This window comes from Phenylobacterium sp. (genome assembly GCF_030654915.1).
GTDB lineage: Bacteria > Pseudomonadota > Alphaproteobacteria > Caulobacterales > Caulobacteraceae > Phenylobacterium.
The window spans coordinates 1-26,687 of sequence record NZ_JAURWM010000318.1 but is presented as its reverse complement, the minus strand read 5'-3'; the positions used below and the strand labels follow the sequence as shown (position 1 = coordinate 26,687).

The window sequence follows — 26,687 nt, the reverse complement described above, 5'->3', positions numbered from 1 at the left end:
CGCGCCGGGGAAGCGGGTGTTCACGATGTCGGCGATCTTGCGTGCGGTGGTGAAGTCCGGATTGCGCAGGGTCATCCGCATCTGGCCCATATTGGCCAGTTGAAAGCCGATCTCGCGCTCGACGATGGCGCCTCCGGCGATCCGGCCCGCGGTCGGGACGCCCTTGGAGATCGAAGATCCCGAGGCGCCGCCGGCCGAAATCGAACCGGTCTGCACGGTGCCCTGGCTGACCGCGTAGGCCTGGCCGTCGGCGCCCATCAGCGGGGTGACCAGCAAGGTGCCGCCCTGCAGGCTCTTGGCGTCGCCCATGGCCGAAACTGAGGCGTCGATCGGCGAACCGGCCGCCGAGAAGGCCGGAAGCTTGGCCGTCACCATCACCGCGGCGACATTCGTGGTGTTGAGGTTGGCGTCGCGGGTATTGACGCCCAGCCGCTCCAGCATGGCTTCCAGGCTCTGGCGGGTGAACGCGGAGTTGCGCAGGCTGTCGCCGGTGCCGTTCAAGCCGACGACGAGGCCGTAGCCGACCAGCATGTTGTCGCGGACCCCCTCGAACTCGACGATGTCCTTGATCCGCGACTTGGCGAAACTGGGACCGGCGCACAGCGTTGCGGCCAGGAAGACGGCGCTGAAGAGGCGGAGCGATCTGCGCATGGGATCCCGACACACTGCGGACTAATGAGTTACCCGTGGCCTATGCGACCAACGTGCCAGACGAAAACGTCAATGATTTCAGCAAAATGTGCGCCGTGCGTAAGGGGGGCGTATGGCCTGGCGGCAGATTTTGCCCGGCATTAACCATACCCTAAGATGACGCTGCGAGAGTTTGGGGGAAGCGTGTTAAGGGGCCTCGCATGAAGGTCAGTGGAACAGGCGGCGTCGGATCGGCGGGCGGGGCAGGTAAGCCTCGTGGCGCTAGCGGCGAAGGCTTTCAGCTAGCTCAGCCCGCGGCGGCGGCTGGACCTGCGCAAGTAGCGCGGGCTGGCGGCGTCGGCGGGGTGATGAACGTTAATTCGATCCTGGCCCTGCAAGAGGTGGCCGGTCCGCTGGAGCGCCGGCGGCGCGCCGTTGGGCGGGCCGGGAAGATTCTCGACATTCTCGAAGATGTGAAGATCGGGCTGCTTTCGGGCGAGGCCTCGATCGACGATCTGGATCGCCTGCGCCGGGCGGTTCGCGACGAGCGGCTCGGTACCGATGATGAGCAGCTTGAAGGTGTATTGAACGAAATTGAAACCCGTGCTGCGGTGGAGATCGCGAAACTTGAGAGCGCGAATCGTGCGTCCTGATGGCACGCGAAGAGCGACGTTCGTTGAAACCAGAATTTGTTTTGGTATAAGCGCTCCGCGTGTCGCCGGGTGTTGTACCAAGGGGGCGTGAGGCGTCTATGAGCACGGCCACAATGTTGGCAGAAAAGCCAGAATACCGTCCTTCCGAGGACGAGGAATTTATGAACGAGCGTCAGCTTGAGTATTTCAAGCAGAAGCTCTTGAATTGGAAAGAGGATATCTTGCGGGAGTCCCGCGAGACCCTTGTCCATCTTCAAAGCGAGACAGAGAATCATCCTGATCTGGCCGACCGCGCCACGTCAGAGACTGATCGAGCTCTCGAACTGCGGACGCGGGACCGCCAGCGCAAGTTGATCTCCAAGATCGACGAGGCGATCCGTCGGATCGAAGATAAATCTTACGGCTATTGCGAAGACACTGGTGAACCCATCGGCGTCGCTCGTTTGGAAGCCCGACCGATCGCCACCCTCAGCCTCGAGGCGCAAGAGCGTCACGAGCGCCGGGAACGCGTTCACCGGGACGACTAGTTCAAGGGGCGGCTCTTCGGAGCCGCCCTTTTTCTTTGCCGCCGAACGGTCGCTGATCATTCACGCGACTGAGTTCGTGTCGTCGCCGCTCCGTCATCAGCGCAGTTTAGCGAGCCCCCCAGTTGTTCTCGGGGGATTTTCGTATGCGACTCATGACCACCGCGGCCTGGACCGTGCTCGCCCTGGCCTTGGCTCAACCGGCCTATGCCGAGATCGAAACCGTCGGTCCCGCGTCCTCCGCTGATGAACTCGAAGCCTTGATCGTCACCGGCACCCGCCGCGCCGACCGCACCGCCTTCGAGTCGGCCGCCCCCATCGACGTGATTTCCGAGTCGGTGCTGGAAAGCACGGTCTCCGATGAACTGATGGAGAAGCTGGTCGCCGCGGTGCCGTCGTTCAACGTCCAGCGGATGCCGGCGGCTGATGGCCAGGCCTTCGTGCGCCCGGCTACGCTGCGCGGCCTGTCGCCCGACCACACACTGGTTCTGGTCAATGGCAAGCGCCGACACCGTTCGGCCGTGCTGGGCGGGCGAGGGGCTCAGGGTGTGGACCTTGGCCAACTCCCCAGCTTCGCGATCAAGCGGATTGAGGTGCTGCGCGACGGCGCCTCGGCCCAGTATGGCTCGGACGCCATCGCCGGGGTCATCAACCTCATACTCAATGATCAGCCGGGCTTCGCCGCCTTCGGCCAGGCCGCCCAGTACTTCGAGGGCGACGGGGCCATGTACGAAGGTGGTTTCCGCGCCGGTTGGGCGCTGGGCGACGGCGGCCACCTGGTCGCCACCCTGACCTACACTGACAGCGAGGCGACCTCTCGGACCCGCCAGCGGCCGGACGCCATCGCTTTCCAGGCCGCCAATCCGAACCTGCAGGTCAAGAACCCCGTCCAACGCTGGGGCCAGCCCGACCGCGACGCCACCCGGTTCGTGGTCGATGCGTCGCTGCCGCTGAATGACGCCGTCGAGCTCTACGGCTTCGCCACCTATTCCAAGAGCAGCGGCGTCACCGACTTCAACTGGCGCAATCCGTCGAACGACACCGCCTATCGCAACAGCCCGGCGTTCCCCGGCTGGAACCTCAGCCAGCTCTATCCGGCCGGTTTCTCGCCGAAGTTCGGCCAGGACGAGACCGACTACGGCCTCAACGCCGGTCTGAGGGGCGAACTTGGAAATGGCCTGGCCTGGGACTTCAACGCCTCGCTCGGCCAGGACAAGGTCGACTACTTCATTCGCGAGACGATCAACGCCTCGTTCGGCCCGCAATCGCCCACCGCCTTCCGAGCCGGCGTTCTGACGCAGCGCGAGCAGAACCTGAACCTCGACCTCAACAAGCCGCTGGAGCTTGGCTTCCTCGCCGAACCCGCCAACCTGGCGTTCGGCGTCGAGCGCCGGGTGGAGACCTACAAGATCGAGGCTGGCGATCCGATGTCCTATCAGGTTGGCCCGGGCGCGCCTGCCGGCCTGCCATCCGGCTCCAACGGCTTCCCAGGCTATAGTAGCGCCCAGGCGGGCTCCTGGGACCAGACCAGCTACGCCGGCTATGTCGATCTCGACCTCTCCTGGACCGACGCCTTCTCAACCGCCATCGCTATCCGCTACGAGGACTTCTCGGAATTCGGCTCGACGACCGACGGCAAGATCGCCGCGCGCTATGAGATCAGCCCCAACTGGGCGGTTCGCGGCGCGGTCTCGACGGGCTTCCGCGCCCCGACCCCTGGCCAGCTCAACAGCACCCGGACCTCGCAGGGCCTGGACACGACAACCCTACAGCTCTTCACCGCCGGCCGCCTGTCGCCCAGCAATCCGGTGGCCCAGTTCTTCGGCGCCAAGCCGTTGGAGCCCGAGACCTCCACCAACTACTCGGCCGGGCTGGTCTATCGGAACGCCGAGCATGGCCTGAGCGGTTCGCTCGACTACTATCAGATCGAGGTCGACGACCGCTTCGCCAGCTCGCCGAACTTCACCGTCACCCCGGCGATCAGGGCGCAACTCCTTACGTTGGGCGTGCCCGGCGCCGACTCGCTGACCTCGGTCAGCTACTTCACCAACTCGTTCAACACCCGGACTCGGGGCCTCGACGCCGTCGGGTCCTGGAAGACCCATCTGGCCGATGGCGACCTGACCCTGACGGCCGCCTACAACTGGAACGACACCAAGGTCACCCGCTCGAAGCTGACCGAGGTTTCCAAGCTGGCCCGGATCAACATCGAGGATGGCCTGCCGGAACACACCGGCAATGTCGCGGCCACCTACGCCCACGGCCGGTTCGAAGCCACGGCTAGGGTCCGCTACTACGGCGAATGGACCGATGCGCAGTCGCAATCCTCGGCCGATCTGGTCCAAGCGTTCGGCGCTCGCGCCTTCGTCGATCTCTCGGCCAGTGCCGCCATCACCGAACAGGTGAAGGTCACGGTGGGGGCGGAAAACATCTTCAACACCTATCCCGACGAGGCGACGTTCCAGGCCTCGCGCGGCCTGATCTACTCGCGCAACGCGGTCTATGACACCGACGGCGGCCTCTACTATGTCCGCCTGAACGCCAAGTTCTGAGGCGATCATGGCTGGGATCACTAGGCGCGGGATGGCCGGGCTGGCGCTGGCGGCGGCGCCGTCGGCCGCCGGGGCGCTGGAACTCGCGGCGCTGAACATCACCGAGAACCCGTTTGGCCCCAGCGCTCAAGCCAAGGCGGCCTTGCGAGAGGCTGTCACCCATGTCGAGCGCTACCCTCATGCCGAGGAGACGGCGCTGATAGCCCGCATCGCCGCGGCCAACGGCGTCACGCCGGCTCATGTGGTGATCTCGACCGGGGCGCTTGAACTGCTGTCGATGATCTCGGCGTTTTGGGGCCGGGACGGGGTCCAACTGGCGCCGGCGCTCACCTATGACAGCCACATCAAGTATGCGGCGAGGGTGGGCTCGCAAACCCGGCGCGTGGCGATGACGCCTGACCAGCAGATCGACCTGACGGCCATGGGGGCTGGGCTCGCTCCCGATGTGCGGCTGACCTATGTCTGTAATCCCAACAACCCGACTGGCCTGTTGATGGAGCGCCGGGCGCTGCGCGACTTCTGCATCCGCGCGGCTAAGGTCGCGCCGGTCGTGGTCGACGAGGCCTTCATCGACATGACGCCGGACCCGGCCGCCGAAAGCCTCGTTGATCTGGTCCGCGAGGGCCATGACGTCGTGGTGGTGGGGACCTTCTCCAAGTCCTACGCTCTGGCGGCGGTAAGGATCGGCTACGCCATCGCCCAACCAGGCCGCGCCCGGGCGATCCGCGGCCTGCTGGCGCCCTCTCGCAATGGGCCGGGGTTGGCCGCCGCGGCTGTCAGCTATCGCGACCTGGCCTATCTGGCGGCGTCCAGCCGGGCGATGGAGCAGGGGCGGCAGGTGATCTACCGCGCCTGCGAGGCGAGCCGCATTCCATACCTGAAGTCGGCCGGCAGCTATGTCTGGGCTAATTTCGGCGATGTGGCGGTCATTAAGCGGCTGGAGGGGCACGGCGTGTTGCTGCGCCAGTTCACCGGCGGTTCGGCCGGTTGGGCCCGCGCGGCGGTCGCCGAGCCGCGCGCCATGGAAGCGTTTGCACGAGCCTTGCCAAAAGCCCTGGCCTGAGGCTGGCCCAAGGTCGCGGTCGAGGCTACATGAGAAGTCATGTCGACTCTTGTTATCGCCGCCATCCAAGCCAATCCGACCGTGGGCGCGATCGCCCATAACGAGGCCCTGGCGCGTGAGCGCCTCGCCCAGGCCCGCGCGGCCGGGGCCGATATCGCTGTCTTCTCCGAGCTCTTCATCAACGGCTATCCGCCGGAAGACCTGGCGCTGAAGCCGGCCTTCTGGGCCGCCGGAAAGGCGGCCGTAGAGCGCCTGGCCCTGGAGACCAAGGATGGTCCGGCCGCCCTGATCGGCGTGATCTGGCCGCCGCGGAACCCGCTTGGCCGCCCCCACAACGCGCTCGCTTTCCTGGCCGAGGGTGAGGTTAGGGGCGTGGCCTTCAAGTGCGACCTGCCAAACTACGGCGTCTTCGACGAGAAGCGGGTTTTCGAGCCGGGCCTCGGTCCTGAGGTCTTTGAGTGGAAGGGCGTCAAGTTCGGCGCGCCGATCTGCGAGGACATCTGGTCTCACAGGGTCTGCCGCGAGTTGAAGGAGAAGGGCGCCGAGATCCTGCTGGTGCCCAACGGCTCGCCCTATCGCCGCATGGCCGATGACGAGCGGATGGTGGTGGCGAAAGCCCGCGTCGCCGAGACGGGTTTGCCGCTGGTCTATGTCAACGAGGTCGGCGGCCAGGACGAGCTGGTTTTCGATGGCGGCTCCTTCGCCCTGTCGGCGACCGGCGAGGTCTGCATGAGCCTGCCGATGTTCGAGGAAGCTTTCGGTGTCTCGACTTGGGAAAAGGGTCCGGCCGGCTGGGCCTGTGTCGACGCCCCCACCGCGACCTGGCCGAGCGGACCTGAAGAGATTTATCGCGCCATGGTTCTTGGCCTGCGCGACTATGTGAAAAAGTCGGGCTTCCCTGGTGTTTTACTTGGACTTTCGGGCGGAGTGGACTCGGCCATTTGCGCGGTTGTGGCCGCCGACGCGCTCGGGGCGGACAAGGTCCGCTGCTTCATGCTGCCTTCCAAATACACCAGCCGCGAAAGCCTGGAGGACGCCGAGGGCTGCGCGCGCCGCCTGGGGGTTCGCCTGGACGAAATCTCCATCGCCCCGGCCGTGGACGCCTTCGCCCAGATGCTGGCGCCGCAATTCGAGGGCATGGCGCCTGATCTGACCGAGGAAAATATCCAGGCCCGCGCGCGCGGCGTCTCGCTGATGGCGCTCTCGAACAAGCTCGGCCTGATGCTGCTGACCACTGGCAACAAGTCGGAAATGGCGGTCGGCTACGCCACGCTCTACGGCGACATGTGCGGCGGCTACAATGTGCTGAAGGACGTCTACAAGACCGACGTCTATTCGGTCTGCGAGTGGCGCAACGCCAACGATCCCTACGGTGTCGCCGCCGATCCGATCCCTGAGCGTATCCTGACCAAGGCCCCGTCGGCCGAACTGCGCCCGGACCAGAAGGACCAGGACAGCCTGCCTGAATACGCCGAACTCGACGCTATCCTGCATGGGCTGGTGGAGGAGGAGGCGACCCTCGACGAGATCGTCGCTCGTGGCTATGCGCCCGAGACAGTCGAGCGCATCCAGCGGCTGCTCTACAATTCCGAATACAAGCGCCGCCAGGCCGCTCCGGGCGTGAAGATCGGCGCCCGGGCCTTTGGTCGCGATCGCCGCTATCCGATCGTCAACGGTTTCAGAGACGCGGTTACCCGTAAGTGAGCGCCGCGCCGGTTATCGAGACCGAGCGCCTGATCCTGCGCGGCCACACCAAGGCCGACCTGGACGTCTGCGCGGCCATGTGGGGCGACGCGCAGGTCACGCGCTATATCGGTGGGCGTCCCTTCGCTCGTGACGAGGTCTGGGCCCGCCTGCTGCGCTATGTCGGCCACTGGCAGGAGATGGGCTACGGCTTTTGGGCGCTGACCGAGAAGGCCAGCGGCCAGTTCGTCGGCGAGTTGGGTTTCGCCGACTTCAAGCGCCAGTTGGACCCCTCGTTCGGTGACACGCCGGAGATGGGCTGGGCGCTGTCGCCCGCCGGTCACGGCAAGGGCTATGCGACCGAGGCGGTCACGGCGAGCCTGGCTTGGGCCGATGTCAACTTGGAGGAACGGCGCACGGTCTGCATGATCGATCCGGAAAACGGCGCGTCCCTGCGGGTCGCGCGGAAGGCCGGCTTCCGCGAGTTCGCCCGCGCCGACTACCACGGGCCAACCATCCTGCTTGAGCGGTTCAGGGAATAATTGGCGCCCCCCGTGGGACGGGGGACGGGGAGCGCCGCCGGATCAGAAGCGATAGCTCGCGGTGACCCGGAAACTATGGAACTTTAGTTCGTCTTCGCTGCGGCGAAGGTCCGTGCCCAACGAATTGACGAGCAGGAACGGATTGTTGGCCGCCGCCGGTCCCTGGCTGCGAACCACGAAGTCGTCGTCATCGAGGTTCGTGTAGAGGTATTCGAGCCCGAGTGTGACGTCGGGCGTGAGCTTGCGCTCATAGCCGCCCCCGAACTGATAGCCCGTCGCGGTGTCGTCGCCGCGCTGAACAAAGGTGTTGGCGGTGTTCGTCGTGGTGAAGCTGTGTTGGACGTCGCCCTGGGCCACCCCGCCGGTGGCGTAGAGCAGGTTGTCTCCGAAGGCATAGCCGCCTCGCAGCCTAAGGGCCGCCAAACCCTTCAGCTTTCGTTCGAAGGTGTACTGCGCAGGGGTCGTGGAGAATCCCGCCACGCTGTCCTTCACATTGGTCCGAGAAAGTTCGACCAGGGGGCCGATGACGAAGCCGCCGAATTGCCAGTCGTAGCCAAGCTGGGCGCCGAACTCGAAGCCTGCGTCGTCTTCGTTACATCCCGATCCAGGCAGGGAGCTCGTGGCGCCGCCGCCGCAGAAGCCGGGGGAAAAGGCGTCGGCGCCGGCCGCGGTCCTCACCGTGTCAGTGAAGACGCCATCGAGATTGGTATCGAAGCGCAGCGTCTCGTCGTCACTGTTGTCATTGGAGGTGTAGCCTGCATGGGCGCCCAGATAGAGCCCGCTCCAATTGGTCTCTTGCGCGTGGGCCGCGCCCGTCGCCATCAGAGCGAGGGCGGCGGTGGTGGCAAGCAACTTTGTCATCGAATGTCCCGTCAGATTGCTGATCCGCGACAAGTCAGAGCCATCGACCGGTCAGAGAAGATACGGAGCGGCAGGGATTTAGATGCGCGGAGGGCCGGGATCTGGCTTCAGGTCATCCGGACAGCATCTGGCGCGGCGTCCGCGCCGGCCGGCTGGGCGCCGATCAGGGCGGGGACGATATCCTCGATACGATCGACCGAAACCCAGCTGTCCATGAAGCTCGCAGGGGCAAGGCGGTGGTCTACCGTGTGCTGGAAAAGCTTGAACAGCGGCTCCCAAAAGCCATCTGGGCTGTAGAACACCACCGGTTTCACGTGAAGATCCAGCCGACGCCAGGACAGAAGCTCGACCACCTCTTCAAGCGTGCCGATGCCGCCGGGCAGGACGACAAAGCCGTCCGAGCGCTCGAACATGATCTGCTTTCGCTCGTGCATGGACGAGACGACGATGGTCTCCACCACGTCCAGCCGGCGTTCCTTCTCCTTCAGGAAGTGCGGAATAACTCCCAGCACCTTGCCGCCGGCCTCGTGAGCGGCGATCGCGCAGGCGCCCATCAGGCCGACCCCGCCGCCGCCATAGATCATCGTCAGCCCGGCGCCGGCCAGTTCACGGCCAAGGGCGGCGGCGCTTTCCAGCAGGGCTGGATCGGCGGCGTCGGACGATCCGCAGAACACGCAGACAGAATCGAGGCGGTCGGGCTCGTGCCCCATCGCGTTAGGCTCCTGGAGAAACAACGGGCCGCGCGCTTGCGGGCGCGGCGGGAAAGCCCGATTAGCTAGAACCTGGGTTAAGGAGTTTCAAGCAAGCCGTGCGTCGCGTCCGCTCTCTCATCGTCGCGCTCCTGTTCGCGCCTGCGATGGCCTCGTTGCTGTCCGGCTGTGGGGAGGGCGCCGCCCCGACCATCGTGCCCGCCAAGGCGCCGCCCGCCGTGCCGGTCGAGGCCGCTTACTTGCCGCCGCCATCGGTGACCGCGACCCGCCTGGAAGGGGCCAATCTGGTGCTGATCGGGGCGGCCCCGGCCGACGCCCGCGTGCGCTTGGCGACCCCGGAGGGTGAGACCCGATTTGCGACCGCGAACGACAAGGGCGTTTGGACGCTGGTCCTGCCGGGGGCGGCGCAGCCGCGGATTTTTGGACTGTCGGCGACGGCTGGCGCGCGCCAACTCCAGGCCGAGGGATATGTGCTGATCACGCCGGCTGGGGAGGCGGTCTTGCTGCGCGCCGGCACCGGCGCGGCTCGGGTCGGGCGCACGGGCAAGAACGGGCTCGACGTCGTCGATTTCGACCGCGAAGGCGGCGCTGTAGTGTCGGGCCGCGCGCCGGCCGGCGCTGCGCTCAGCATCCACATAGACGGCCGGCAACTGGCTGAGGGGCGGGCGGACGCCAGCGGCCGCTACGTCGTGGCCCTGACCCAGCAACCGCTGGCCGGGCGCATGCACCAGATCGACGTGTTTGGCGACGCGACCGAGAACACCGTCAATATCGATGCGACCCCGGCGCCGCCGCTGGCCAGCGGCCCGTTCCGCGCCACAAGCGTTCCGGCTGGCCTGCGGATCGACTGGATGACGCCAGGCGGCGGCGCCCAATCAACCATCATCCTGAAGTGAGTTTGATTTGACCTTCGTCCATCCCGGCCGGCGCCTTTCGACGCCGGACATGATCGCGCCCGCCTCGGTGAAGTTCGACTTCTGGCGCTCGATGGCCGACCTCGGGCGCCTGGTCATGCGCTCTGGCGCGCCCGGGCTGAAGTGGCGGATCGTCGCCTCGTTGGCCTTGGTCTTCATCGGCAAGCTGGCCGGCGTCGCGGCGCCGGTGGCGCTGGGCGATGCGATCAACAAGCTCGCGCCGGGCTCTGGCCAGGCGGTGGTGATCGGCGCCGACTTCCTGATGCTGGCGATCGCCTTCGCCGGGCTGCGCTTGGTGTCGGCGTGCGCTCCCTACATCCGTGACGTGATCTTCACCGTGGTCTCGCAGTCGACCATGGCCAAGGCAGCGACCGAGACCTTCGCCCACGCCCTGGCGCTCAGTCTTGATTTTCACCAGGGCAAGCAGACAGGCACGCTGGCGCGGGTCATCGACAGGGGCGCGCGCTCCACCGATTTCCTGATGCGCAGCGTGGTGTTCAATCTCGGCCCGACGGCGATCGAACTGATCCTGGCCATGATCGTCATGGCCACGCGGTTGGACTGGCGCTTTGCCCTGACCGCCTTCGTCACCATCGTCCTCTACACGGTCCTGACCTTCAAGATCACCGATTGGCGCCTGGCCCACCGGCGCGAACTCAACGAGGCCGACAGCCGCACCGCCGGTCTCTCGGTGGACGCGCTGCTGAACTACGAGACGGTCAAGACCTTCGGGTCCGAGGAGCGCACCGTGGCCCGCTATGAGGGGGCGATGTCCGACTATGTGCAGGCCAGCGTGAAGGCCAACACCTCGCTCTCGATGCTGAACGGCATCCAGTCGGTGGTGCTGAACCTGGGTCTGGCGCTAATGACCGTGATGGCGGGCCATGAGGTGATGGCCGGCCGCATGCAGATCGGCGACGTCACCATGGCCGTGCTGCTGCTGATCGGCATCTACGGGCCGCTCAATATGCTCGGCTTCAACTATCGAGAGATCCGCCAGGCCTTCATCGACATGGAGCAGATGGTCGAGCTCAACGCCCGCACGCCCGATATCGTCGATGCGCCCGGCGCCCAGGACCTGCCGCCGGCCACCGGCCGTGGGGCTGAGATCGTCTTCCAGGACGTCGAGTTCCGCCATGACGCCCGCTCGGCCGGCCTGATGGATGTCAGCTTCCGCGCCGCGCCGGGCGAGACCGTGGCCCTGGTCGGCCCGTCAGGCGCGGGCAAGACCACGGCGATCCGTCTGGCGCTGCGGCTGATCGATCCCCAGAGCGGCGCGATCACCCTGGATGGCGTTGATCTGCGCCAGATCAAGCAGACCGCTCTTCGCCGGGCCGTAGCCCTGGTGCCCCAGGATGTGGCGCTGTTCAACGACACCATCTTCGCCAACATCGCGTTCGCGCGGCCCGACGCCTCGGCGCAGGACGTCCGGACCGCGGCGGCGGCGGCCGAGCTTGGTCCGTTCATCGAGGGCCTGCCGAACGGCATGGCCACCCTGGTCGGCGAGCGCGGCCTGAAGCTGTCGGGCGGCGAGCGCCAGCGCGTCGGCATCGCCCGCGCGCTGCTGGCCGATCCCCGCGTCCTGGTGCTGGACGAGGCGACCAGCGCCCTGGACGGTCCGACGGAAGAAGCGATCCAGGCGACGCTGCGCAAGGTGAGGGCGGGGCGGACCACACTGGTTATCGCCCACCGGCTGTCGACCATTGTCGACGCCGACCTGATCCTGGTCCTGCGCCGCGGCCGCATCGTTGAGCGCGGCCGTCACGCCGAACTGCTGGAAAAGGGCGGAGAATACGCCGCCCTCTGGCGCCGCCAGACCCGCGAGGCCTAAGCGGACGGCAACGGAAACCTCGCCGCCGGGTTAGTCTCGACGGAGCCATGCCGGCTCCGTCGGGAGCTCTCCATGACCGCCTCCAATCCCTGGCTTCGGCTTTCGCTCAACGCATTTCGTTTGGGCGCCGAGGCCAACAGCGTCGTCGCCTTGCGAATGATGAAGATCGCGAGCGGCGGCCCAGGCGCTGCGAGGGAGGCTCAGCTGATGGTCTCTGAGAAAATCCAGACGGCGATCGAGGCTCAGAGTCAGTTGGCGATCGGCGTCATGACGGGCGCCTCGGCGCATGTCGGGCCGACCAAGGCGCTGGCTCTCTACAGGCGCAAGGTTCGCGCCAACCGCCGGCGGCTCTCGAAGCGAGCCTGACCGGCGGCGGCGCGGTTTCCTACTCAGCGGCCTTCGGCAGGTCGTCGCCGACCACGCTCACGTCTTCCGACGCTTTGCGCAGCTTGGGGAACCAGCGTGCGCCGCTGCGGTCCCACAGCCAGTGGAACCGGCGAGTCGCCACCTTCGGCGCGGCCAGCAGGACTGGCGTCAGGATCAGCGTCAGCAGGGTGGCGAAGGATAGCCCCCAGACCACGGCGGCCGATAGCTGCACCCACCACTCCGAGCCGGGCGCCTTGTACTCCACATGGAAGCCATGGAAGTTGGGGTGGACCTGGAACATCAGCGGCAGCAAGCCCACCACCGTCACCAGGGTGGTCAGCATGACCGGCCGGAACCGCTGGGTGGCCGCGCGCACCGCCGCCTCGTCGGCGGGGAAGCCGGCTCGGCGTAGCTGGTAGAAAGTGTCCACCAGCACGATGTTGTGGCCCACCACGACCCCGGCCAGGGCCACGACCCCGGTGCCGAGCATAATCACCGAGATGTAGTCGAAGGTGTGGGCCAGGTTCACGACCACGCCTAGCAGCACGCCGACGGTGGACAGCGCCACAGCCGACAGCGTCACCAGCACCCCATAGTAGGAGTTGAACTGCCAGAGCAGGATCACCGCCATCAGGAACAGCGACACGGCCATGGCGGTTATGAAGAAGGCCGCGGCCTCGCGGCCCTCTTCGTCGGCGCCGGTGAACTTCCAGCGCACGGCAGGGTCGATGTCGGCCTTTTCCAGCCAGGGGCGCAGTTCAGCGATCTTCTGGTTGGCGGCGACGCCCTCGACCGTGTTCGCCTGGATGACCACCAGCCGCTGGCCGTCGCGCCGTTGGATCGATGTCACCTGCTGGGCCGGCACCTGCTTGATGAAGTAGCTGGCGGGCACCGGGCCGAGTTGGGTCGGGATCTTCAAGCTGTCGAAGGCCGCGACATTGCGCTGCTCCGGCGGGAAGCGGACGCGGATGTCGAGTTCGTCGTCCGCGTCGTCGGGACGGAAGCGTCCAACCAGGACCCCGCCGGTGACGAACTGAATCGCCTGGCCCACGCTGAGCACGTCGACGCCGTAGCGACCGGCCGCCTCGCGGTCGACGGTGAGGTTCCACTCGATGCCGGGCGAGGTGCGGTTGTCCTCCATCTCATAGAGTTGGCGGTCGCTGGCGAACTTGGCCTTCACGATGTCGGCGGCCTTGTTGAGGGCCACCGGGTCCTGGCTGCGAAGCTCGACCTGGACGTCCTTGCCGGTGGGCGGTCCGCCTTGCGGCTCACGGACCTCGACCTCAATGCCGGGGATATTGGTCACCCGCTTGCGGACGTCGTTGGCGATGTCCTTGCCGATGATCCCCAGTTCCTGGCGCTGCTCGTAGTCAACGAAGTCCAGGCTCAGCCGGCCGATCGTATCGTTCGGCGCCTGGTTGGGGCCGCCGCCGGGGCTGGTGGTGCCGGTGCGGGTGTAGATCGAGTTGACGCCCTTGACGCCCTTCAGGCGATCCTCGACCTGCCGGACCAGGATGTCCTGGCCCTCGGGCGAGAGGTTGCCGCGGGCTTTCACGTAGACGTTCACGTACTCCGGGTCCTGCTGGAGGAAGAACTCGGTGGGTTTCTTCTCCAGGATGAACGCCCAGACCACGAGCACGATGACCGCAAGGGTCGCCAGCAGCGTGCGGCCAGGATGGCGGCCCAGCACGTCGATGGTGCGTGCGTACCAGCCCATGAACCCGGTCATCTCGCGCGGATCGCCGCGTTCCGACTTCTCGATCTGGGCCAGGTGCTCGGCGTCGACCGCGGCCTTTCGCCCGAAGATCGAGCCCAGCGCGGGGGTGAAGATCAGGGCGATGAAGATTGAGGCTCCCAGCACGTAGAACAGGGTCATGGGCAGGAAGCTCATGAACTTGCCGGGGATCGAGTTCCAGAACAGGAAGGGCAGGAAGGCGCAGAGCGTGGTCAGGGTGCCGTTCAGCACCGGCCAGAACATGCGCTTACCGGCGGCGGCGAAGGCCTCTTCCTTGGGCATGCCCTCGGCCATCTTCCGGTCGGCGTACTCGACCACGACGATGCCGCCGTCGACCAGGATGCCGACGGCCAGCACCAGGCCGAACATCACCATCTGGTTGAGCGTCACGCCCATGGCGTTCAGCATCAGGAAGGCCAGCATGAAGCAGGCGGGAATGGCCGCCCCGACCATCAGCCCCTGGCGGATGCCCAGGGTGGCGACGATGATTAACATGACCAGGATGGTGGCGATCAGCAGGCCGCTCTCCAGCACCACCAGGGTGCGGCCGATGAAGTCGCTCTGGTCGAAGATGTAGGAGACCTTGACCGTCTCGGGCCAGCGCTTCTGCTCTTCGGCGACGACCTTACGGACTTCCTTCACCGTATCGAGGATGTTGGCTCCCGAACGCTTGGCCACATCGACCGAGAAGGCCGGTTGGCCGTTGAAGCGTGTGATGTAGGTCGCTTCCTTGAAGGTCCTGCGCACGTCGCCGATGTCGCCGACCGTGATCAGCCGGTCGCCGTTCTTCTTGATCGGAAGGGCCAGGATGTCGGCGGGCTGGTTGACCACGCCCGGCACCTTCACCGCGAACTTGCCGGTTCCAGATTCCAGGTTGCCGGCTGGGACCAACTGGTTGTTGCGACCGATCACCTGAGCCAGTTCGCCGGGGCTGACGTTCGCCGCTTCCATGCGCACCGGGTCGATCGTGACCTCGAGCACCTCTTCGCGGCCGCCGTTGAGATAAACCTCCAGCACGCCGGGCGCGCTTTCCAGGCGGTCCTGCAGACTGCGGGCGACCTGGAACAGGGTGCGTTCGGGCGCAGCGCCAGACAGCACGATGCCGATGATCGGCTCGCCCGAGGCGTTGGCCTCCTCGATGATCGGTTCCTCGGCGTCGGGCGGAAACTCGCCGCGCGCCAGATCGACCTTGGCGCGAACCTCGGCCAGGGCCTTGTCCTTATCGAAGTCGGCTTCGAATTCGAGATTCACGATCGCCATGCCCTGGCGGGCGACAGCGTTCATCTCCTTGATGCCTTCGATCGTCTGCAGCTCGGTCTCGAGCGGGCGCACGAGCAGGCGTTCGGCGTCCTCGGGACTGACGCCGGGGTAGGGGACCACCACGGCGATGAACGGGAAGTCGATGTTGGGGTCGGATTCCCGCGGCATCGCCAGATAGGCGAAGAAACCGAACAGGCTGGCGATCAAGGTGACGGCCAGCACCACCTTCCGCCGTTTGATCGCGCCGTCGATCAGAGGTCCGATCATAGGCTTGTCTCCTGAAGAGCGGCGGGCGCGCCTAACGCGCCGCGGCCACTCGAACCTTTTGACCCTCGGCCACATACGAATGGCCGACGGTGATCACGCGGACAGGACCCTTCAGGCCGGTCACCCAGATGCCTTGAGGCGTCTCCTGGATGATGTTGACCCTGGCGAACGCGACCTTGTCGTCGGCCTGGACATACCGCACGCCCTGAACGCCGCTGGCGTCAAGCACCAGCGAGGACAGCGGCACCAGATGGGCCGGCCCCACGCCCGAGGCGATCTGGATGGTGGCCGAGAGACCCGAGCGGGTCATCTGTGGGTTGGCGGCGGTGATCTCGACCCGATAGGTGCGGGTTTGCGGGTCGGCCTCACGCGCGGCGTATCGCACCTTGCCGCTCAAGGTTTCGCCCGAGACCAGCTTGGCGGTGGCGGCCTCGCCGACCCGGATTTTCGAGGCCTCGGTCTCCGGCAGGTCGCCGACGATCAGCAAAGGGTTTAGCTCGATCATCGTGCCGCAGGCCTGGCCGGGCGCCAGATAGGTCCCGATCTCGGCTTCGCGCTTGTCGAACACCCCGTCGAACGGGGCGCGGATGTTCATCTGCTCGACGCCGACCTCCGCCTGGCGGACCAGGGCCGAGGCGGAGTCGAGACTGGCTTGGTCCGTCAGCAGCTGCGTCGGCGAACGGAAGCCCTTGGCCGCGAGGTCGGCCGAGGCCTTGTGCTGGAGCTGCTTGGAGCGAAGATTGGCGCGGGCCTGATCCAGCAACGCCTGGCGAGCGTCGATGTTGAGGCGGCAGAGCACGGCGCCTTTGCGCACGAACGAGCCCTCGACGGCCGGCGTCGCGGCCACCACGCCGGCGGACTCCGCACGGGTCACGACGCTGCGGGCCGCTTCGGTGCGGCCGCGGATCATCACGTCATATTCCCGCGCTACCTCTGGGGTAAGCGCGACCTGGACGGACGGTAGCTCCGACTTGGTCGATTGGGAGGTCTTGGCCTCGGCCGAGCCCGACTTGCCGCGGTTGATGATCGTGCCGACCGCGAAGGCGATCGCTAGCACGCCGACCAGGATGATGACGAAAAGGTACTGTGATTTGAGCCGCATCCTGCCGTTTCCTCGCGCAGCAATGGAGTCGCGACCGCATTGAAATCGCAGTCGTACGCCCCGGCCCGCTAATTGGGTTGTAAGCGCCTTGTGATGCCAGCGTTCTTTGACTGCAAATGAAATCGCGGACAGGTTGCGCGACAGCGGATTAATGTGCCCTTGGCGCCGCAGGATTGCAGCACAGCCTTGCCTGGTCTTTAACCGCAAGACGCCGCCAAGAACTGACAGCCCCAGAGAAGGCTTCCCGCTTTGAGATATCTGCACACCATGGTCCGGGTCACCGACCTCGACGCGTCGCTGGACTTCTATTGCCGCAAGCTAGGGTTGGTCGAAGTCTCCCGCAGCGAGAGCTCTGGGGGACGATTTACCCTCGTCTTCCTCTGCGCGCCCGGTGACGAGGACGCCGCCAGGCAGGACAAGGCGCCGATGGTGGAGCTGACCTACAACTGGGACCCTGAGGACTATGCCGGTGGTCGCAATTTCGGCCATCTGGCCTACGCCGTCGACGACATCTACGCGGTCTGTCAGCGCCTGGCCGATGGCGGAGTGACGATCAACCGCCCGCCGCGCGATGGGCACATGGCCTTCGTCCGATCGCCGGACGGCATTTCCATCGAGCTGCTGCAGGCTGGCCCCCGCAAGGAGCCGGTCGAGCCCTGGGCGTCGATGCCCAATATCGGTGCGTGGTGAGCGGACGGCTTGAGGGCCGCACCGCCCTGATCACCGGGGCGGCCGGCGGCATCGGCCTGGGTTGCGCGCAGGCCTTCGCCGAGGAAGGCTGCGATCTGGTTCTGCTGGATCTCGACGAGCCGCGCGTCACCGCCGCGGCCAAGGATCTGGCCGAGCGCACCGGGCGCAAGGTTCACGCCCTGGCCTGCGACCTCGCCGACGCTCAGGCGGCGCGCGAGGCGGTGATCAAGGCCGTGGGGCTGCTGGGCCATATCGAGGTGCTGGTGAACAACGCCGGCATACTGGCGCCCGGCGACATTCTTGACGCCGAGTTGGAGGACTTCGACCGCGTCCTGGCGGTCAATCTGCGCGCGCCCTTCATCGTCGGCCAAGCCGTGGCCCGGCACATGGTCGAGGCCAAGATCAAGGGCTCGATCATCAACATGTCCTCGATCAACGCCGTGCTCGCGATTCCCAACCAGGTCGCCTACGTGACCTCGAAGGGCGGCGTAAACCAGCTGACCAAGGCCATGGCGCTGGGCCTGGCCCCCTACGGCGTGCGCGTGAACGCCATCGGTCCCGGCACCATCGTCACCGACATACTCAAGGGGGTTATGGAGAACGACGAGGCCCGCCAACGGGTCCTGCAACGCACGCCGCTGAAGCGCTTTGGCGAGCCGGGGGAGATCGGCCGCGTGGCGGTGTTCCTGGCCAGCGAGGACGCCTCCTACATGACCGGCCAGACCATCTATCCCGACGGCGGCCGGCTGGCGCTCAACTACACAGTGGCGGTGGACTGAGAGACCCAGGCTTCCCTCGGGGCCGCTAACGGCTACATAGGCCCATGCTTCGACTGACCGAACTGAAACTGCCCCTCGGCCATGAGCCGGCGGCGTTGTCCGCCGCCATTCTCGAGCGCCTGGGCGTGCCCGCCGACGACCTGATCTCGTTCGCGGTGGCGCGCCGCGCCAACGATGCGCGCCGCAAGGCGGCGATCCTGATGGTCTATTCGGTGGACGTCGTCCTGCGTGACGAGGCGCAAGTCATGGCCCGGTTCGCCGGGGATCGTAACCTCCAGCCGACCCCCGACACCGCCTATCGCCCCGTCGCCAAGGCCCCGGCCGAGTTCGGCAGCCGGCCGGTGGTGATCGGCGCGGGGCCCTGCGGCCTGTTCGTCGGACTGATCCTGGCGGAGATGGGCTTTCGCCCGATCATCCTCGACCGCGGCAAGGTCGTGCGTGAGCGGACCAAGGACACCTGGGGCCTGTGGCGCAAGGGCGTGTTGAACCCGGAGTCCAACGTCCAGTTCGGGGAGGGCGGGGCCGGGACCTTCTCGGACGGCAAGCTCTATAGCCAGGTCAAGGACCCGCGCCACCTTGGCCGCAAGGTGCTGACCGAGTTCGTTCTGGCCGGCGCTCCGCCGGAAATCCTGACCGAGGCCCACCCTCACGTCGGCACTTTCCGGCTGGTGACCATGGTTGAGAGCATGCGCGCCAAGATCGAGGCGCTGGGCGGCGAGTACCGCTTTGAGCACCGGGTCGAGGACATCGACGTCGTCGTGGGCGCCGATGGCGCGCGCAAGGTGCGCGGCGTGGTGCTGCAGGACGGAGGCTATATCGAAGCGGACCATATCGTCCTGGCCGTCGGCCACAGCGCTCGCGACACCTTCCACATGCTGTTCGACCGCGGCGTCGACATCGAGGCCAAACCGTTCTCGATCGGCTTCCGGATCGAGCACCCGCAGTCCTGGATCGACCGCGCACGTTTCGGCACGAACGCCGGCCACGAGGACCTGGGAGCCGCGGCCTACAGCCTGTCGCATCACTGCTCGAACGGACGCACGGTCTACAGCTTCTGCATGTGCCCGGGCGGGACCGTGGTCGCCGCGGCGTCCGAGCCCGGCCGCGTCGTCACCAACGGCATGAGCCAGTATTCGCGCAACGAGCGGAACGCCAACGCCGGCATCGTCGTCGGCATCACGCCGGACAAGGACTATCCGGGCCACCCGCTCGCCGGCATCGAGCTGCAGCGCAAATGGGAGGCCCAGGCTTTCAAGGCTGGCGGCAAGACCTACGCCGCCCCAGGCCAACGGGTCGGCGACTTCCTGGCGGCGCGGGCGTCCACGGCTCTCGGTACGGTGGCCCCGTCCTACCGGCCGGGCGTGACGCCGACCGACCTGGCGTCCTGCCTGCCCGAATACGCCATCACCGCCATCCGCGAGGCCTTGCCCGCCTTCGGCCGCCAGATCCCCGGCTTCGACGCCGAGGACGCGCTGCTGACCGGCGTTGAGACCCGCACCTCGTCGCCGGTCCGCATCACCCGCGACGCCGACTTCCAGAGCCTGAACACCCGCCAACTGTTCCCGGCCGGCGAAGGCGCCGGCTATGCCGGCGGCATCCTCTCGGCCGCCATCGACGGCATCAAGGTCGCCGAGGCCGTGGCGCGCAGCATCATGGCGAACCTTGAGCTTGAGCGGCCGGCCGGCGCCTAGACCGGCTTCACATATCGCCGTGTGATGGCCGCGATGATCAGGCCGAAGACCAGCATGGCGGCCAGGTTCTTGATGAACGGTATTGGGGCGAAGTGCCAGCCGCCGCCGACTGCCGAGAGCGGCACGACCACGTAGGTCATGACGAAGTAGGTCGCCACGCCGTAGGCAGGGCCGGCGGCGACCCAGCGTCGCCGCATCCGCGGGAACTTCAGGCTGGCCAGCACGAAGATCGCGGCGATGATCAGCGACATCGCCCACTGTAGCAGCGCGCCCAGGACGATGGTTCCCAGCCCCCCGTCGAAGGAGGCCTCGCCGAGCACGCCGCTGGCGATGAACTGCAGGATGAAGGCCATGCTCTTGCCGCTGATGAGCATCGCCGCGCCGATGTCGATGGTTCCGGCGGCGAGACCGCCCAGCACGATCGCGGCCAGGATCGAGTTGCGTGACGCCATGCGAGGTCCCCCCTCGGCTGACCGCGTCGTCTGCGCGGGATGACGCAGGCTAGGCGCAGAACCGCGTTTGCTCAACGCTGTCGCGGCTGAGGCCTTAGCGACGCGGCGGATAGGTGTGCGAGACGCCGTTCGGATCCTCGACCTGCTCGTCCTGCGCCAGATAGTCCGGCCCGATCGGCACCTTGCCGTGACCATCGGGGATGTCGAGCACATAGGTCGGCTGGCAGAGGCCCGAGAACCGCCCGCGCATCTCGCGCATCACCGCCCGGCCTTCCGCCACGCTGGTGCGCAGGTGACCGGTGCCGGGCGCCAGGTCGCCCTGGTGCAGGTAGTAGGGCTTGATCCGCGTCTCGACGAAGGCCCGCATCAGCGCGCCGAGCACGGCTGGATCATCGTTCACACCCTTGAGCAGGACGGTCTGGCTGATCATCGGCAGGCCAGCGTCCACGAACTTGGCGCAGGCCGCGCGGACCTGAGGCGTCATTTCGCGCGGGTGGTTGGCGTGCAGGGCGATGTAGACCGCCTTGCCGGGACATTTCAGCGCCTCGACCAACTCGTCGGTGACCGCTTGGGGATCAACGGACGGGACACGGGTGTGGAAGCGCACGACCTTCACATGGCTGATCTTGGCGAGCCGTTCGGTCAATTCGGCCAGGCGCCGAGGTGAGAGCACCAGGGGGTCGCCGCCGGTGACGATCACTTCCCAGATCTCCGGATGCTCGCCCACATAGGCCAGCGCCGCGTCGAGCGCCTTGGGCGTCAGGGGCTTGAGCCCGTCGGGGCCGACCATCTCGCGCCGGAAGCAGAACCGGCAATAGACCGCGCAGGTGTGGGTGATTTTCAGCAGCACCCGGTCGGGGTAGCGATGGACGATCCCCTCGACCGGGCTGTGGGTGAAGTCGCCGATCGGGTCGGCGCTCTCCAGGGCATGGACCTCCAACTCCGCCTCGGCGGGCAGGAACTGGCGGGCGATGGGGTCGGCGGGATCGGCCGGATCGATCAACTCGGCCAGGGCCGGGGTGATGGCCACGGCATATTGCGCCGCCACCCGCTCCAAGGCCGGCAGCCGCTCGGGCGCGATCAGGCCAGCGTCGGCGAGCGCCTGGGGGCTGCGCAGGGTTGAGGCGGCGGTCATGGCCCGCATATGGCCCATGCGAGGCCTTGCGGCAAACTGCGCCGCGGCGGACCTAGAGCCCGGGTGTCGGCGCGAGCGGCGTCCAGAGCACCTGTTCGATGCGGCTGGCGCCCGTCGCCAGCATCACCAACCGGTCGAAGCCGAGGGCCGAGCCGCAGGCGTCGGGCATGTGGGGCAGGGCGGCGAGAAAGTCCTCGTCGATCGGATAGCGCTCGCCATAGACGCGGGCCTTCTCGTCCATCTCGGACGTGAAACGCCGCCGCTGCTCCACCGGGTCGGTGAGCTCCCCGAAGGCGTTGGCCAGTTCCACACCGCAGGCATAGAGCTCGAAACGCTCAGCTACGCGAGGATCGGCGGCCTTGGGCCGCGCTAGGGCCGCCTCGCTGATGGGGTATTCACAAAGGATGGTCGGCCGCCCCATGCCCAACCGGGGTTCGATCCGCTCCACTAGCACCTTGCTGTAGATGTCGGCCCAGTTGTCGTCGTCCGACACCCGCACGCCCGCGGCCTTGGCCGACGCGGCCAAGGCCTCGCGGTCGGTGGTCCCGTCCGCCGAGACCGTCGCCAGCAGGTCGACGCCGGCGAACTGCTCGAAGGCCTGCGACAAGGTCACGCGCTCCGGTTCCAGGAACGGATCGGCCTCATGGCCGCCGAACGTCAGCAGCTTGGCGCCCGCGGTCTCCGCCGCCAGGACCATCAGGCTCGCGCAGTCGGCCATCAGCGTTTCGTAGGAGGCGCCGGCCCGATACCACTCCAGCAGGGTGAACTCGGGATGGTGCAGGGGGCCGCGCTCGCGATTGCGCCAGACGCGGGCGAAATCGAAGATCTGGGTCTCGCCCGCGGCCAGCAGCTTCTTGGCGGCGAACTCCGGGGAGGTGTGCAGGTAAAGCGGCGTGCCCTCGCCGTTCATGCCGACCGCCTCGGTCGCGAAGGCGTGCAGGTGGGCTTCGTTGCCGGGCGAGACTTGCAAGGCCGCGCATTCGACTTCCAGGAAGCCCCGCGCCTCGAACCAGTCGCGGAACGCGCGCTTGATCGCGTTGCGCGCCAGCAGGAAGCCGCGCCGTTCAGCGTGGAGGTCGGCGCGCCACCAAGGGGAGGAGACAGGGCTCTGCAAGACGGTTTCCCTCAGCGACGAAAACGAACATGTCTGGCGAATTGGCCGCCAATCGTATAGGTGCGCGACAAACCGCCGGCGTGCGGAATCGCGCGGAGCCGCTTTTCGGCTCCCCAATAGGCTCGAGGACTAACCACTTGACGAAGGTAGCTGCCAGCTCGCTCCGGAAAGGCGCCGTCGTAGATATGGACGGCAAGCTCTATGTCGTCCTGACGGCGGAGAACATCCACCCCGGCAAGGGCACGCCGGTGACCCAGCTCAACATGCGCCGCATCTCCGACGGCGTGAAGGTTTCCGAACGCTGGCGCACGACCGAGCAGGTCGAACGCGCCTTCGTGGACGACCGTAACTACAACTTCCTCTACCAGGACGGGGAGGGCTACCACTTCATGCAGCCCGAGAGCTTCGACCAGGTCGTGGTCTCGGAAGACGTCGTCGGTGACGCCTCCTCCTGGCTGCAGGACGGCATGACCGTTCAGCTCTCGACGCACGAAGGCGTGCCGATCGCGCTGGAACTGCCGCGCCTGGTGACCTTCGAGATCGTCGAGACCGAGCCGGCGGTGAAGAACCAGACCGCCTCCTCGTCCTACAAGCCCGCCATCCTGACGAACGGCGCGCGCATCATGGTGCCGCCGTACATCGCGGCCGGCACCCGCGTGGTCATCCTCACCGAGGACGGCTCCTATCAGGAACGCGCCAAGGACTAAGGTCACGCACACACCCCATCCGTTCGTCATGGCCGGCCGCTTGATCCGGCCGTCCATAGACTGAGCGGATGGGGGCTTCGCGGTGACGCGTGTGTGTATGGATCACCGGGACAAGCCCGGTGATGACGAGTTGGGTGGCATGTCAGGCGAACCGCTTGGCGCCCGCGACGCAGACCACGACGGCGAGCGTCACCGCCGCCATCGACCAGCCGACCGGCTCGTGCAGCAGGCTGGCCGCTAGGGCCAGGCCGAAGAACGGCTGCAGCAGCTGCAGCTGGCCCACCGCCGCCACGCCGCCCTCGGCCAGGCCCCGGTACCAGAAGATAAATCCGATCAGCATGCTGAACAGCGAGATGTAGGCCAGGCCCAGCCAGGCCGGTCCGCCGACGCCCGCCAGGGTGGCCGGGCGCGCGACCCAGCCGATCAGCAGCATGAGCGGCAGGGCGAGCGTCAGGGACCAGCAGATCACCTGCCAGCCGCCCAGCCGGCGCGAGAGTTTGCCGCCCTCGGCGTACCCCAGGCCGCAGACGATCACCGCGGCGATCATCAAGCTGTCGCCGACGGGCGAGGCCTCGGCGCCTCGGGTCAGGGCGAACCCGGCCACCAGCGCCGCGCCAAATCCAGCGAACAGCCAGAAGGACGGCGCAGGTCGCTCGCCGCCGCGCACAACGGCGAAGATGGCGGTCGCCAGCGGCAACAGGCCGATGAAGACGATCGAGTGCGCCGAGGTGATGTGCTGCAGCGCGAGCGCGGTCAGCAGCGGGAAGCCGACCACGACCCCTGCGGCGATGATCGCCAGCGAGGAGAGGTCGCTGCGCTCGGGCCGCTTGGCGCGCAGGGCCGCCAGCAGCACCAGCGCCATGATCCCGGCGATTGAAGCCCTGGCGGCCGTCAAGAACACCGGGTCGAAATCGGCCACCGCCACGCGCGTCGCCGGCAACGATCCGCTGAAGATGAGGACCCCGAGAAACCCGTTGATCCAGCCGCTGGTCTTGACGTCCATCACTCGCTCCCAATCGAGCGGCGGGTATCGCGATGGACGGCTGGCCGATCCAGGCACAGTCCAGTACAATTTAATCAAACTGTATTGATCCGAAGGCCGGTACGGATGGCGCTTGAAATCTCCCTCGTCGAACGGACCATGTCCGAGGTTCGCCAGCGTATCGCCCGCCGCGCCCTGGCGCCGGGCGCCAAGGCGCCGTCGATCCGCGCCTTCGCCGCGGCGATGGGCGTCTCCAAGTCGACGGTGGTCGAGGCCTATGACCGGCTGGCGGCCGAGGGCGTGATCCAGCCCCGGCGCGGGTCGGGGTTCTATGTCGCCGGCCACATGCCGCCGCTGGCGCTGTCCGAGCTGGAGCCGCGCCGCGACCGCTCGATCGACCCGCTGTGGGTCTCGCGCCAGTCGCTGGAGGCTGGCCCCGACGTGCTCAAGCCAGGCTGCGGATGGCTACCGGTCTCGTGGATGCCTCAGGAGGGGATCCGCCGAGGGCTGCGCGCCCTGGCGCGGGCCGACGCCCAGAACCTGACCGACTATGGCCCGCCGCTGGGATCGCCGGCCCTGCGCCAACTCCTGGCCCGCCGCCTGGCCGAGCATGGCGTCGAGGCCTCGCCGAGCCAGATCATGCTGACGGAGTCCGGAACTCAGGCCATCGACCTCGTCTGTCGCTTCCTGCTGGAGCCGGGCGACACCGTGCTGGTCGATGATCCCTGCTACTTCAACTTCCACGCCATGCTGCGGGCGCACCGGGTGAAGGTTGTCGGCGTGCCCTACACCCAGGCCGGGCCCGATATCGAGGCCTTCGCCGAGGTCCTGGCCGAGCATTCGCCCCGCCTCTACATCACCAATTCCGGGCCGCAGAACCCGACCGGCGGCTCGCTGTCGCCGGTGGCCGCCCATCGCATCCTGAAACTCGCCGAGCGCCACGACGTGCTGATCATTGAGGACGACATCTACGCCGACTTCGAGCATGAGCCGGCGCCGCGCCTGGCCGCCTTCGACGGCCTTGATAGGGTGATCAGCATCGGCAGTTTTTCCAAGACCCTCTCGGCCGCCGCCCGCTGCGGCTACATCGCCGCGCGGCCGACCTGGATCGAGGGCCTGATCGACCTGAAGGTGGCGACCTCGTTTGGTGGCGGACACCTGGCCGCCGAGCTGGTGCTGACGATCCTCAGGGACGGCGGCCACCGTCGCTATCTCGACAGCCTGCGCGAGCGCTTGGCGAGGGCGCGGGGCGAGGCGTCGGCGCGGCTCACGGCGCTGGGGCTGACGCCCTGGACGCAGCCCAAGGCCGGCATGTTCCTGTGGTGCGCCCTGCCAGACGGCCTGGACTCCGGCGAGGTGGCCCAGCGCGCCCTGGCGCAAGGCGTCGTGCTGGCCCCTGGCAACGCTTTCAGCCTGTCGCAGTCGGCGGGAAACTACCTGCGGTTCAATGCCGCCCAGTCGGCCGACCCGCGCGTCTACGAGGTCCTCGGTGCGGCGATGCAGGGCCAGTTGGCCCCCGCCGCCTGACCGCTTAGGTTCTCGCCATGTTTCGAGATCCTGGCCCGGCCTGGTTGGGCAGGGCGCGGCGGGCCGCCCTGACCCTGAAGGCGACGACGCGCGGTGCGTCCAAGGCCGGGCAGTCGGTCTATGTGGTCCTATTGCATGACAATCGGCGCGCCGACCCCTGGGGCCTCTATGTCGGTCAGACCTCGCGCGATCCTGATCTGCGCTTTGACCAGCATAAGGCCGGCTACAAGGCCAGCAGCGCCGCTCGCCGGTTCGGCGTGCGACTGCTGCCCGATCTGGTCGGCCATCTCAATCCGATGCGCCCTTGGGAGGCGCTCGATCTTGAAGCCGCCTTGGCCGAGGCGTTCCGCGTCGCGGGCGTGCCCTGGGTGGAGGGCGGCCACTGAGGCGCGCGTCGGCGTTCCGAGCTAGTTCACGCGCCGCGCGCTGATGATCTTCACCGGTTTGGCCAGCATCTCGCCCTTCATGACCCCGACGCCGGCGGTCTGAGAGGTCGGTTCGGCCAGGATCTTGCGCGCCGTGTCCATGCCCTCGACGACCTTGCCGAAGGCCGCGAAGCCCAGGTTGTCGCCCGGCTGTTTCGGATCGGCGTCCATATAGGTCATGTCGCCCAGCACGATGAAGAAGTCCGAGGTGGCGGTGCCGGGGTTGGTCCGCCCCATCGAGATCGCCCCGTCGGTGTGCGACAGGCCGGTCTTGGTGGTCGGCTCGTGGGCGATGGGCTTCAGCACTCGGGCTGGATCGTTCTGAACCCCGCCCTGGATCAGGCCGAACTCCGGCGCATTGGGGACCTTGGAGGCCCGATAGAAGGTCGCCCCGTCGAAGCGTTTGCCATCAACATAGCGCAGGAAGTTGCCAGCGGTGATCGGCGCCTTGTCCGGGTAGAGCTCCAGGATGATCGGGCCATCGCCGGTCTC

General features: G+C 67.0%; 25 protein-coding genes. 15 read left to right on the top strand and 10 right to left on the bottom strand.

The window, feature by feature from the left end:
* Positions 1–651 (bottom strand): flagellar basal body P-ring protein FlgI (locus tag Q7T84_RS16805; RefSeq protein ID WP_304811115.1); only part of this gene is annotated, 651 nt, incomplete at its 3' end.
* Between the two features lie 200 nt (positions 652–851).
* Here Q7T84_RS16805 and Q7T84_RS16800 point away from each other — a divergent pair.
* The 6 genes from Q7T84_RS16800 (at position 852) to Q7T84_RS16775 (ending at position 7,647) form a co-directional block, all read left to right on the top strand.
* Positions 852–1,283, top strand: a complete 432-nt coding sequence (locus Q7T84_RS16800) for a flagellar assembly protein FliX (protein ID WP_304811113.1) — start codon at positions 852–854, stop codon at positions 1,281–1,283.
* Between the two features lie 98 nt (positions 1,284–1,381).
* Positions 1,382–1,810 (top strand): RNA polymerase-binding protein DksA, encoded by a 429-nt coding sequence (dksA, locus tag Q7T84_RS16795; protein ID WP_304811111.1) that lies wholly within the window; start codon positions 1,382–1,384, stop codon positions 1,808–1,810.
* 143 nt (positions 1,811–1,953) lie between these two features.
* A complete protein-coding gene (locus Q7T84_RS16790) occupies positions 1,954–4,359 on the top strand; it encodes a TonB-dependent siderophore receptor (protein WP_304811109.1) in 2,406 nt (801 codons plus the stop codon).
* A 7-nt stretch (positions 4,360–4,366) separates the two neighbouring features.
* Complete coding sequence (locus tag Q7T84_RS16785; protein WP_304811107.1) at positions 4,367–5,422, top strand: histidinol-phosphate transaminase; 1,056 nt, start codon at positions 4,367–4,369, stop codon at positions 5,420–5,422.
* Positions 5,423–5,461: 39 nt separating this feature from the next.
* Positions 5,462–7,126, top strand: coding sequence for an NAD+ synthase (locus Q7T84_RS16780; protein WP_304811105.1), 1,665 nt, complete (start codon positions 5,462–5,464; stop codon positions 7,124–7,126).
* Positions 7,123–7,647 (top strand): GNAT family N-acetyltransferase, encoded by a 525-nt coding sequence (locus tag Q7T84_RS16775; RefSeq protein WP_304811103.1) that lies wholly within the window; start codon positions 7,123–7,125, stop codon positions 7,645–7,647. Before Q7T84_RS16780 ends, Q7T84_RS16775 begins: the two co-directional genes overlap by 4 nt.
* Positions 7,648–7,689: 42 nt before the next feature.
* Here Q7T84_RS16775 and Q7T84_RS16770 read toward each other — a convergent pair whose 3' ends face one another.
* Positions 7,690–8,508: an outer membrane protein gene (locus tag Q7T84_RS16770; RefSeq protein ID WP_304811101.1), complete on the bottom strand. Its 819-nt coding sequence runs from the start codon at positions 8,506–8,508 to the stop codon at positions 7,690–7,692.
* 107 nt (positions 8,509–8,615) lie between these two features.
* Complete coding sequence (locus Q7T84_RS16765) at positions 8,616–9,218, bottom strand: TIGR00730 family Rossman fold protein (RefSeq protein ID WP_304811099.1); 603 nt, start codon at positions 9,216–9,218, stop codon at positions 8,616–8,618.
* A gap of 98 nt (positions 9,219–9,316) precedes the next feature.
* On the opposite strand from Q7T84_RS16765, the gene Q7T84_RS16760 reads away from it, so the two are divergent.
* The 3 genes from Q7T84_RS16760 to Q7T84_RS16750 all read left to right on the top strand — a co-directional run bounded on the left by Q7T84_RS16760 (position 9,317) and on the right by Q7T84_RS16750 (position 12,329).
* Positions 9,317–10,114: an Ig-like domain-containing protein gene (locus Q7T84_RS16760; protein ID WP_304811097.1), complete on the top strand. Its 798-nt coding sequence runs from the start codon at positions 9,317–9,319 to the stop codon at positions 10,112–10,114.
* A gap of 49 nt (positions 10,115–10,163) precedes the next feature.
* A complete protein-coding gene (locus tag Q7T84_RS16755; protein ID WP_304811117.1) occupies positions 10,164–11,963 on the top strand; it encodes an ABC transporter ATP-binding protein/permease in 1,800 nt (599 codons plus the stop codon).
* A 72-nt stretch (positions 11,964–12,035) separates the two neighbouring features.
* Positions 12,036–12,329 carry a hypothetical protein gene (locus Q7T84_RS16750; RefSeq protein WP_304811095.1) on the top strand — a complete coding sequence of 98 codons (294 nt, stop codon included), beginning with the start codon at positions 12,036–12,038 and terminating at the stop codon, positions 12,327–12,329.
* Between the two features lie 19 nt (positions 12,330–12,348).
* Here Q7T84_RS16750 and Q7T84_RS16745 read toward each other — a convergent pair whose 3' ends face one another.
* Together Q7T84_RS16745 and Q7T84_RS16740 are read right to left on the bottom strand one after the other, a co-directional pair.
* The gene (locus Q7T84_RS16745) at positions 12,349–15,591 is read right to left on the bottom strand and encodes an efflux RND transporter permease subunit (RefSeq protein WP_304811092.1); all 3,243 of its coding nucleotides are present in this window, start codon (positions 15,589–15,591) and stop codon (positions 12,349–12,351) included.
* A gap of 31 nt (positions 15,592–15,622) precedes the next feature.
* Positions 15,623–16,693, bottom strand: a complete 1,071-nt coding sequence (locus Q7T84_RS16740; protein ID WP_304811090.1) for an efflux RND transporter periplasmic adaptor subunit — start codon at positions 16,691–16,693, stop codon at positions 15,623–15,625.
* A gap of 249 nt (positions 16,694–16,942) precedes the next feature.
* On the opposite strand from Q7T84_RS16740, the gene Q7T84_RS16735 reads away from it, so the two are divergent.
* Genes Q7T84_RS16735 through Q7T84_RS16725 form a run of 3 tightly spaced genes read left to right on the top strand, consistent with a single transcriptional unit; the run spans position 16,943 to position 19,853 of the window.
* Positions 16,943–17,383, top strand: a complete 441-nt coding sequence (locus Q7T84_RS16735; RefSeq protein WP_304811088.1) for a VOC family protein — start codon at positions 16,943–16,945, stop codon at positions 17,381–17,383.
* Positions 17,380–18,162, top strand: a complete 783-nt coding sequence (locus Q7T84_RS16730) for an SDR family NAD(P)-dependent oxidoreductase (RefSeq protein ID WP_304811086.1) — start codon at positions 17,380–17,382, stop codon at positions 18,160–18,162. Before Q7T84_RS16735 ends, Q7T84_RS16730 begins: the two co-directional genes overlap by 4 nt.
* Positions 18,163–18,206: 44 nt before the next feature.
* Positions 18,207–19,853, top strand: a complete 1,647-nt coding sequence (locus Q7T84_RS16725; RefSeq protein WP_304811084.1) for an NAD(P)/FAD-dependent oxidoreductase — start codon at positions 18,207–18,209, stop codon at positions 19,851–19,853.
* Here Q7T84_RS16725 and Q7T84_RS16720 read toward each other — a convergent pair.
* The 3 genes from Q7T84_RS16720 to epmA form a co-directional block, all read right to left on the bottom strand.
* On the bottom strand, positions 19,850–20,305 hold the full coding sequence (locus Q7T84_RS16720) for a hypothetical protein (protein ID WP_304811082.1): 456 nt from the start codon (positions 20,303–20,305) through the stop codon (positions 19,850–19,852). The genes Q7T84_RS16725 and Q7T84_RS16720 overlap by 4 nt on opposite strands.
* 94 nt (positions 20,306–20,399) lie before the next feature.
* Positions 20,400–21,440, bottom strand: a complete 1,041-nt coding sequence (locus Q7T84_RS16715) for a lysine-2,3-aminomutase-like protein (RefSeq protein WP_304811080.1) — start codon at positions 21,438–21,440, stop codon at positions 20,400–20,402.
* A gap of 52 nt (positions 21,441–21,492) precedes the next feature.
* Positions 21,493–22,554 (bottom strand): EF-P lysine aminoacylase EpmA, encoded by a 1,062-nt coding sequence (gene epmA, locus Q7T84_RS16710; RefSeq protein ID WP_304811076.1) that lies wholly within the window; start codon positions 22,552–22,554, stop codon positions 21,493–21,495.
* A gap of 137 nt (positions 22,555–22,691) precedes the next feature.
* On the opposite strand from epmA, the gene efp reads away from it, so the two are divergent.
* The gene (gene efp, locus Q7T84_RS16705) at positions 22,692–23,261 is read left to right on the top strand and encodes an elongation factor P (RefSeq protein WP_304811072.1); all 570 of its coding nucleotides are present in this window, start codon (positions 22,692–22,694) and stop codon (positions 23,259–23,261) included.
* Positions 23,262–23,403: 142 nt separating this feature from the next.
* On the opposite strand, the gene Q7T84_RS16700 is transcribed toward efp, so the two are convergent.
* Positions 23,404–24,264, bottom strand: a complete 861-nt coding sequence (locus Q7T84_RS16700) for a DMT family transporter (RefSeq protein ID WP_304811070.1) — start codon at positions 24,262–24,264, stop codon at positions 23,404–23,406.
* 105 nt (positions 24,265–24,369) lie between these two features.
* Here Q7T84_RS16700 and Q7T84_RS16695 point away from each other — a divergent pair, with 105 nt between their 5' ends.
* Entirely contained in the window at positions 24,370–25,770 is a 1,401-nt protein-coding gene (locus tag Q7T84_RS16695; RefSeq protein WP_304811068.1) for a PLP-dependent aminotransferase family protein, read from the top strand.
* 17 nt (positions 25,771–25,787) lie between these two features.
* Entirely contained in the window at positions 25,788–26,156 is a 369-nt protein-coding gene (locus tag Q7T84_RS16690) for a hypothetical protein (RefSeq protein ID WP_304811066.1), read from the top strand.
* Between the two features lie 21 nt (positions 26,157–26,177).
* Here Q7T84_RS16690 and Q7T84_RS16685 read toward each other — a convergent pair.
* Positions 26,178–26,687, bottom strand: a 510-nt coding sequence (locus tag Q7T84_RS16685) for a peptidylprolyl isomerase (protein WP_304811064.1), incomplete at its 5' end; no start/stop codon positions are given.

Bases quoted from the DNA above. Each gene is read 5' to 3' on its own strand.
- Q7T84_RS16765 (WP_304811099.1), bottom strand. From the start codon at position 9,218: ATGGGGCACGAGCCCGACCGCCTCGATTCTGTCTGCGTGTTCTGCGGA.
- Q7T84_RS16720 (WP_304811082.1), bottom strand. From the start codon at position 20,305: ATGGCGTCACGCAACTCGATCCTGGCCGCGATCGTGCTGGGCGGTCTC.
- Q7T84_RS16700 (WP_304811070.1), bottom strand. From the start codon at position 24,264: ATGGACGTCAAGACCAGCGGCTGGATCAACGGGTTTCTCGGGGTCCTC.
- Q7T84_RS16770 (WP_304811101.1), bottom strand. From the start codon at position 8,508: ATGACAAAGTTGCTTGCCACCACCGCCGCCCTCGCTCTGATGGCGACG.
- Q7T84_RS16725 (WP_304811084.1), top strand. From the start codon at position 18,207: ATGCTTCGACTGACCGAACTGAAACTGCCCCTCGGCCATGAGCCGGCG.
- Q7T84_RS16780 (WP_304811105.1), top strand. From the start codon at position 5,462: ATGTCGACTCTTGTTATCGCCGCCATCCAAGCCAATCCGACCGTGGGC.
- Q7T84_RS16745 (WP_304811092.1), bottom strand. From the start codon at position 15,591: ATGATCGGACCTCTGATCGACGGCGCGATCAAACGGCGGAAGGTGGTG.
- Q7T84_RS16790 (WP_304811109.1), top strand. From the start codon at position 1,954: ATGCGACTCATGACCACCGCGGCCTGGACCGTGCTCGCCCTGGCCTTG.
- Q7T84_RS16695 (WP_304811068.1), top strand. From the start codon at position 24,370: ATGGCGCTTGAAATCTCCCTCGTCGAACGGACCATGTCCGAGGTTCGC.
- Q7T84_RS16715 (WP_304811080.1), bottom strand. From the start codon at position 21,440: ATGACCGCCGCCTCAACCCTGCGCAGCCCCCAGGCGCTCGCCGACGCT.
- Q7T84_RS16690 (WP_304811066.1), top strand. From the start codon at position 25,788: ATGTTTCGAGATCCTGGCCCGGCCTGGTTGGGCAGGGCGCGGCGGGCC.
- Q7T84_RS16755 (WP_304811117.1), top strand. From the start codon at position 10,164: ATGATCGCGCCCGCCTCGGTGAAGTTCGACTTCTGGCGCTCGATGGCC.
- Q7T84_RS16750 (WP_304811095.1), top strand. From the start codon at position 12,036: ATGACCGCCTCCAATCCCTGGCTTCGGCTTTCGCTCAACGCATTTCGT.
- dksA (WP_304811111.1), top strand. From the start codon at position 1,382: ATGAGCACGGCCACAATGTTGGCAGAAAAGCCAGAATACCGTCCTTCC.
- Q7T84_RS16785 (WP_304811107.1), top strand. From the start codon at position 4,367: ATGGCTGGGATCACTAGGCGCGGGATGGCCGGGCTGGCGCTGGCGGCG.
- Q7T84_RS16740 (WP_304811090.1), bottom strand. From the start codon at position 16,693: ATGCGGCTCAAATCACAGTACCTTTTCGTCATCATCCTGGTCGGCGTG.
- Q7T84_RS16800 (WP_304811113.1), top strand. From the start codon at position 852: ATGAAGGTCAGTGGAACAGGCGGCGTCGGATCGGCGGGCGGGGCAGGT.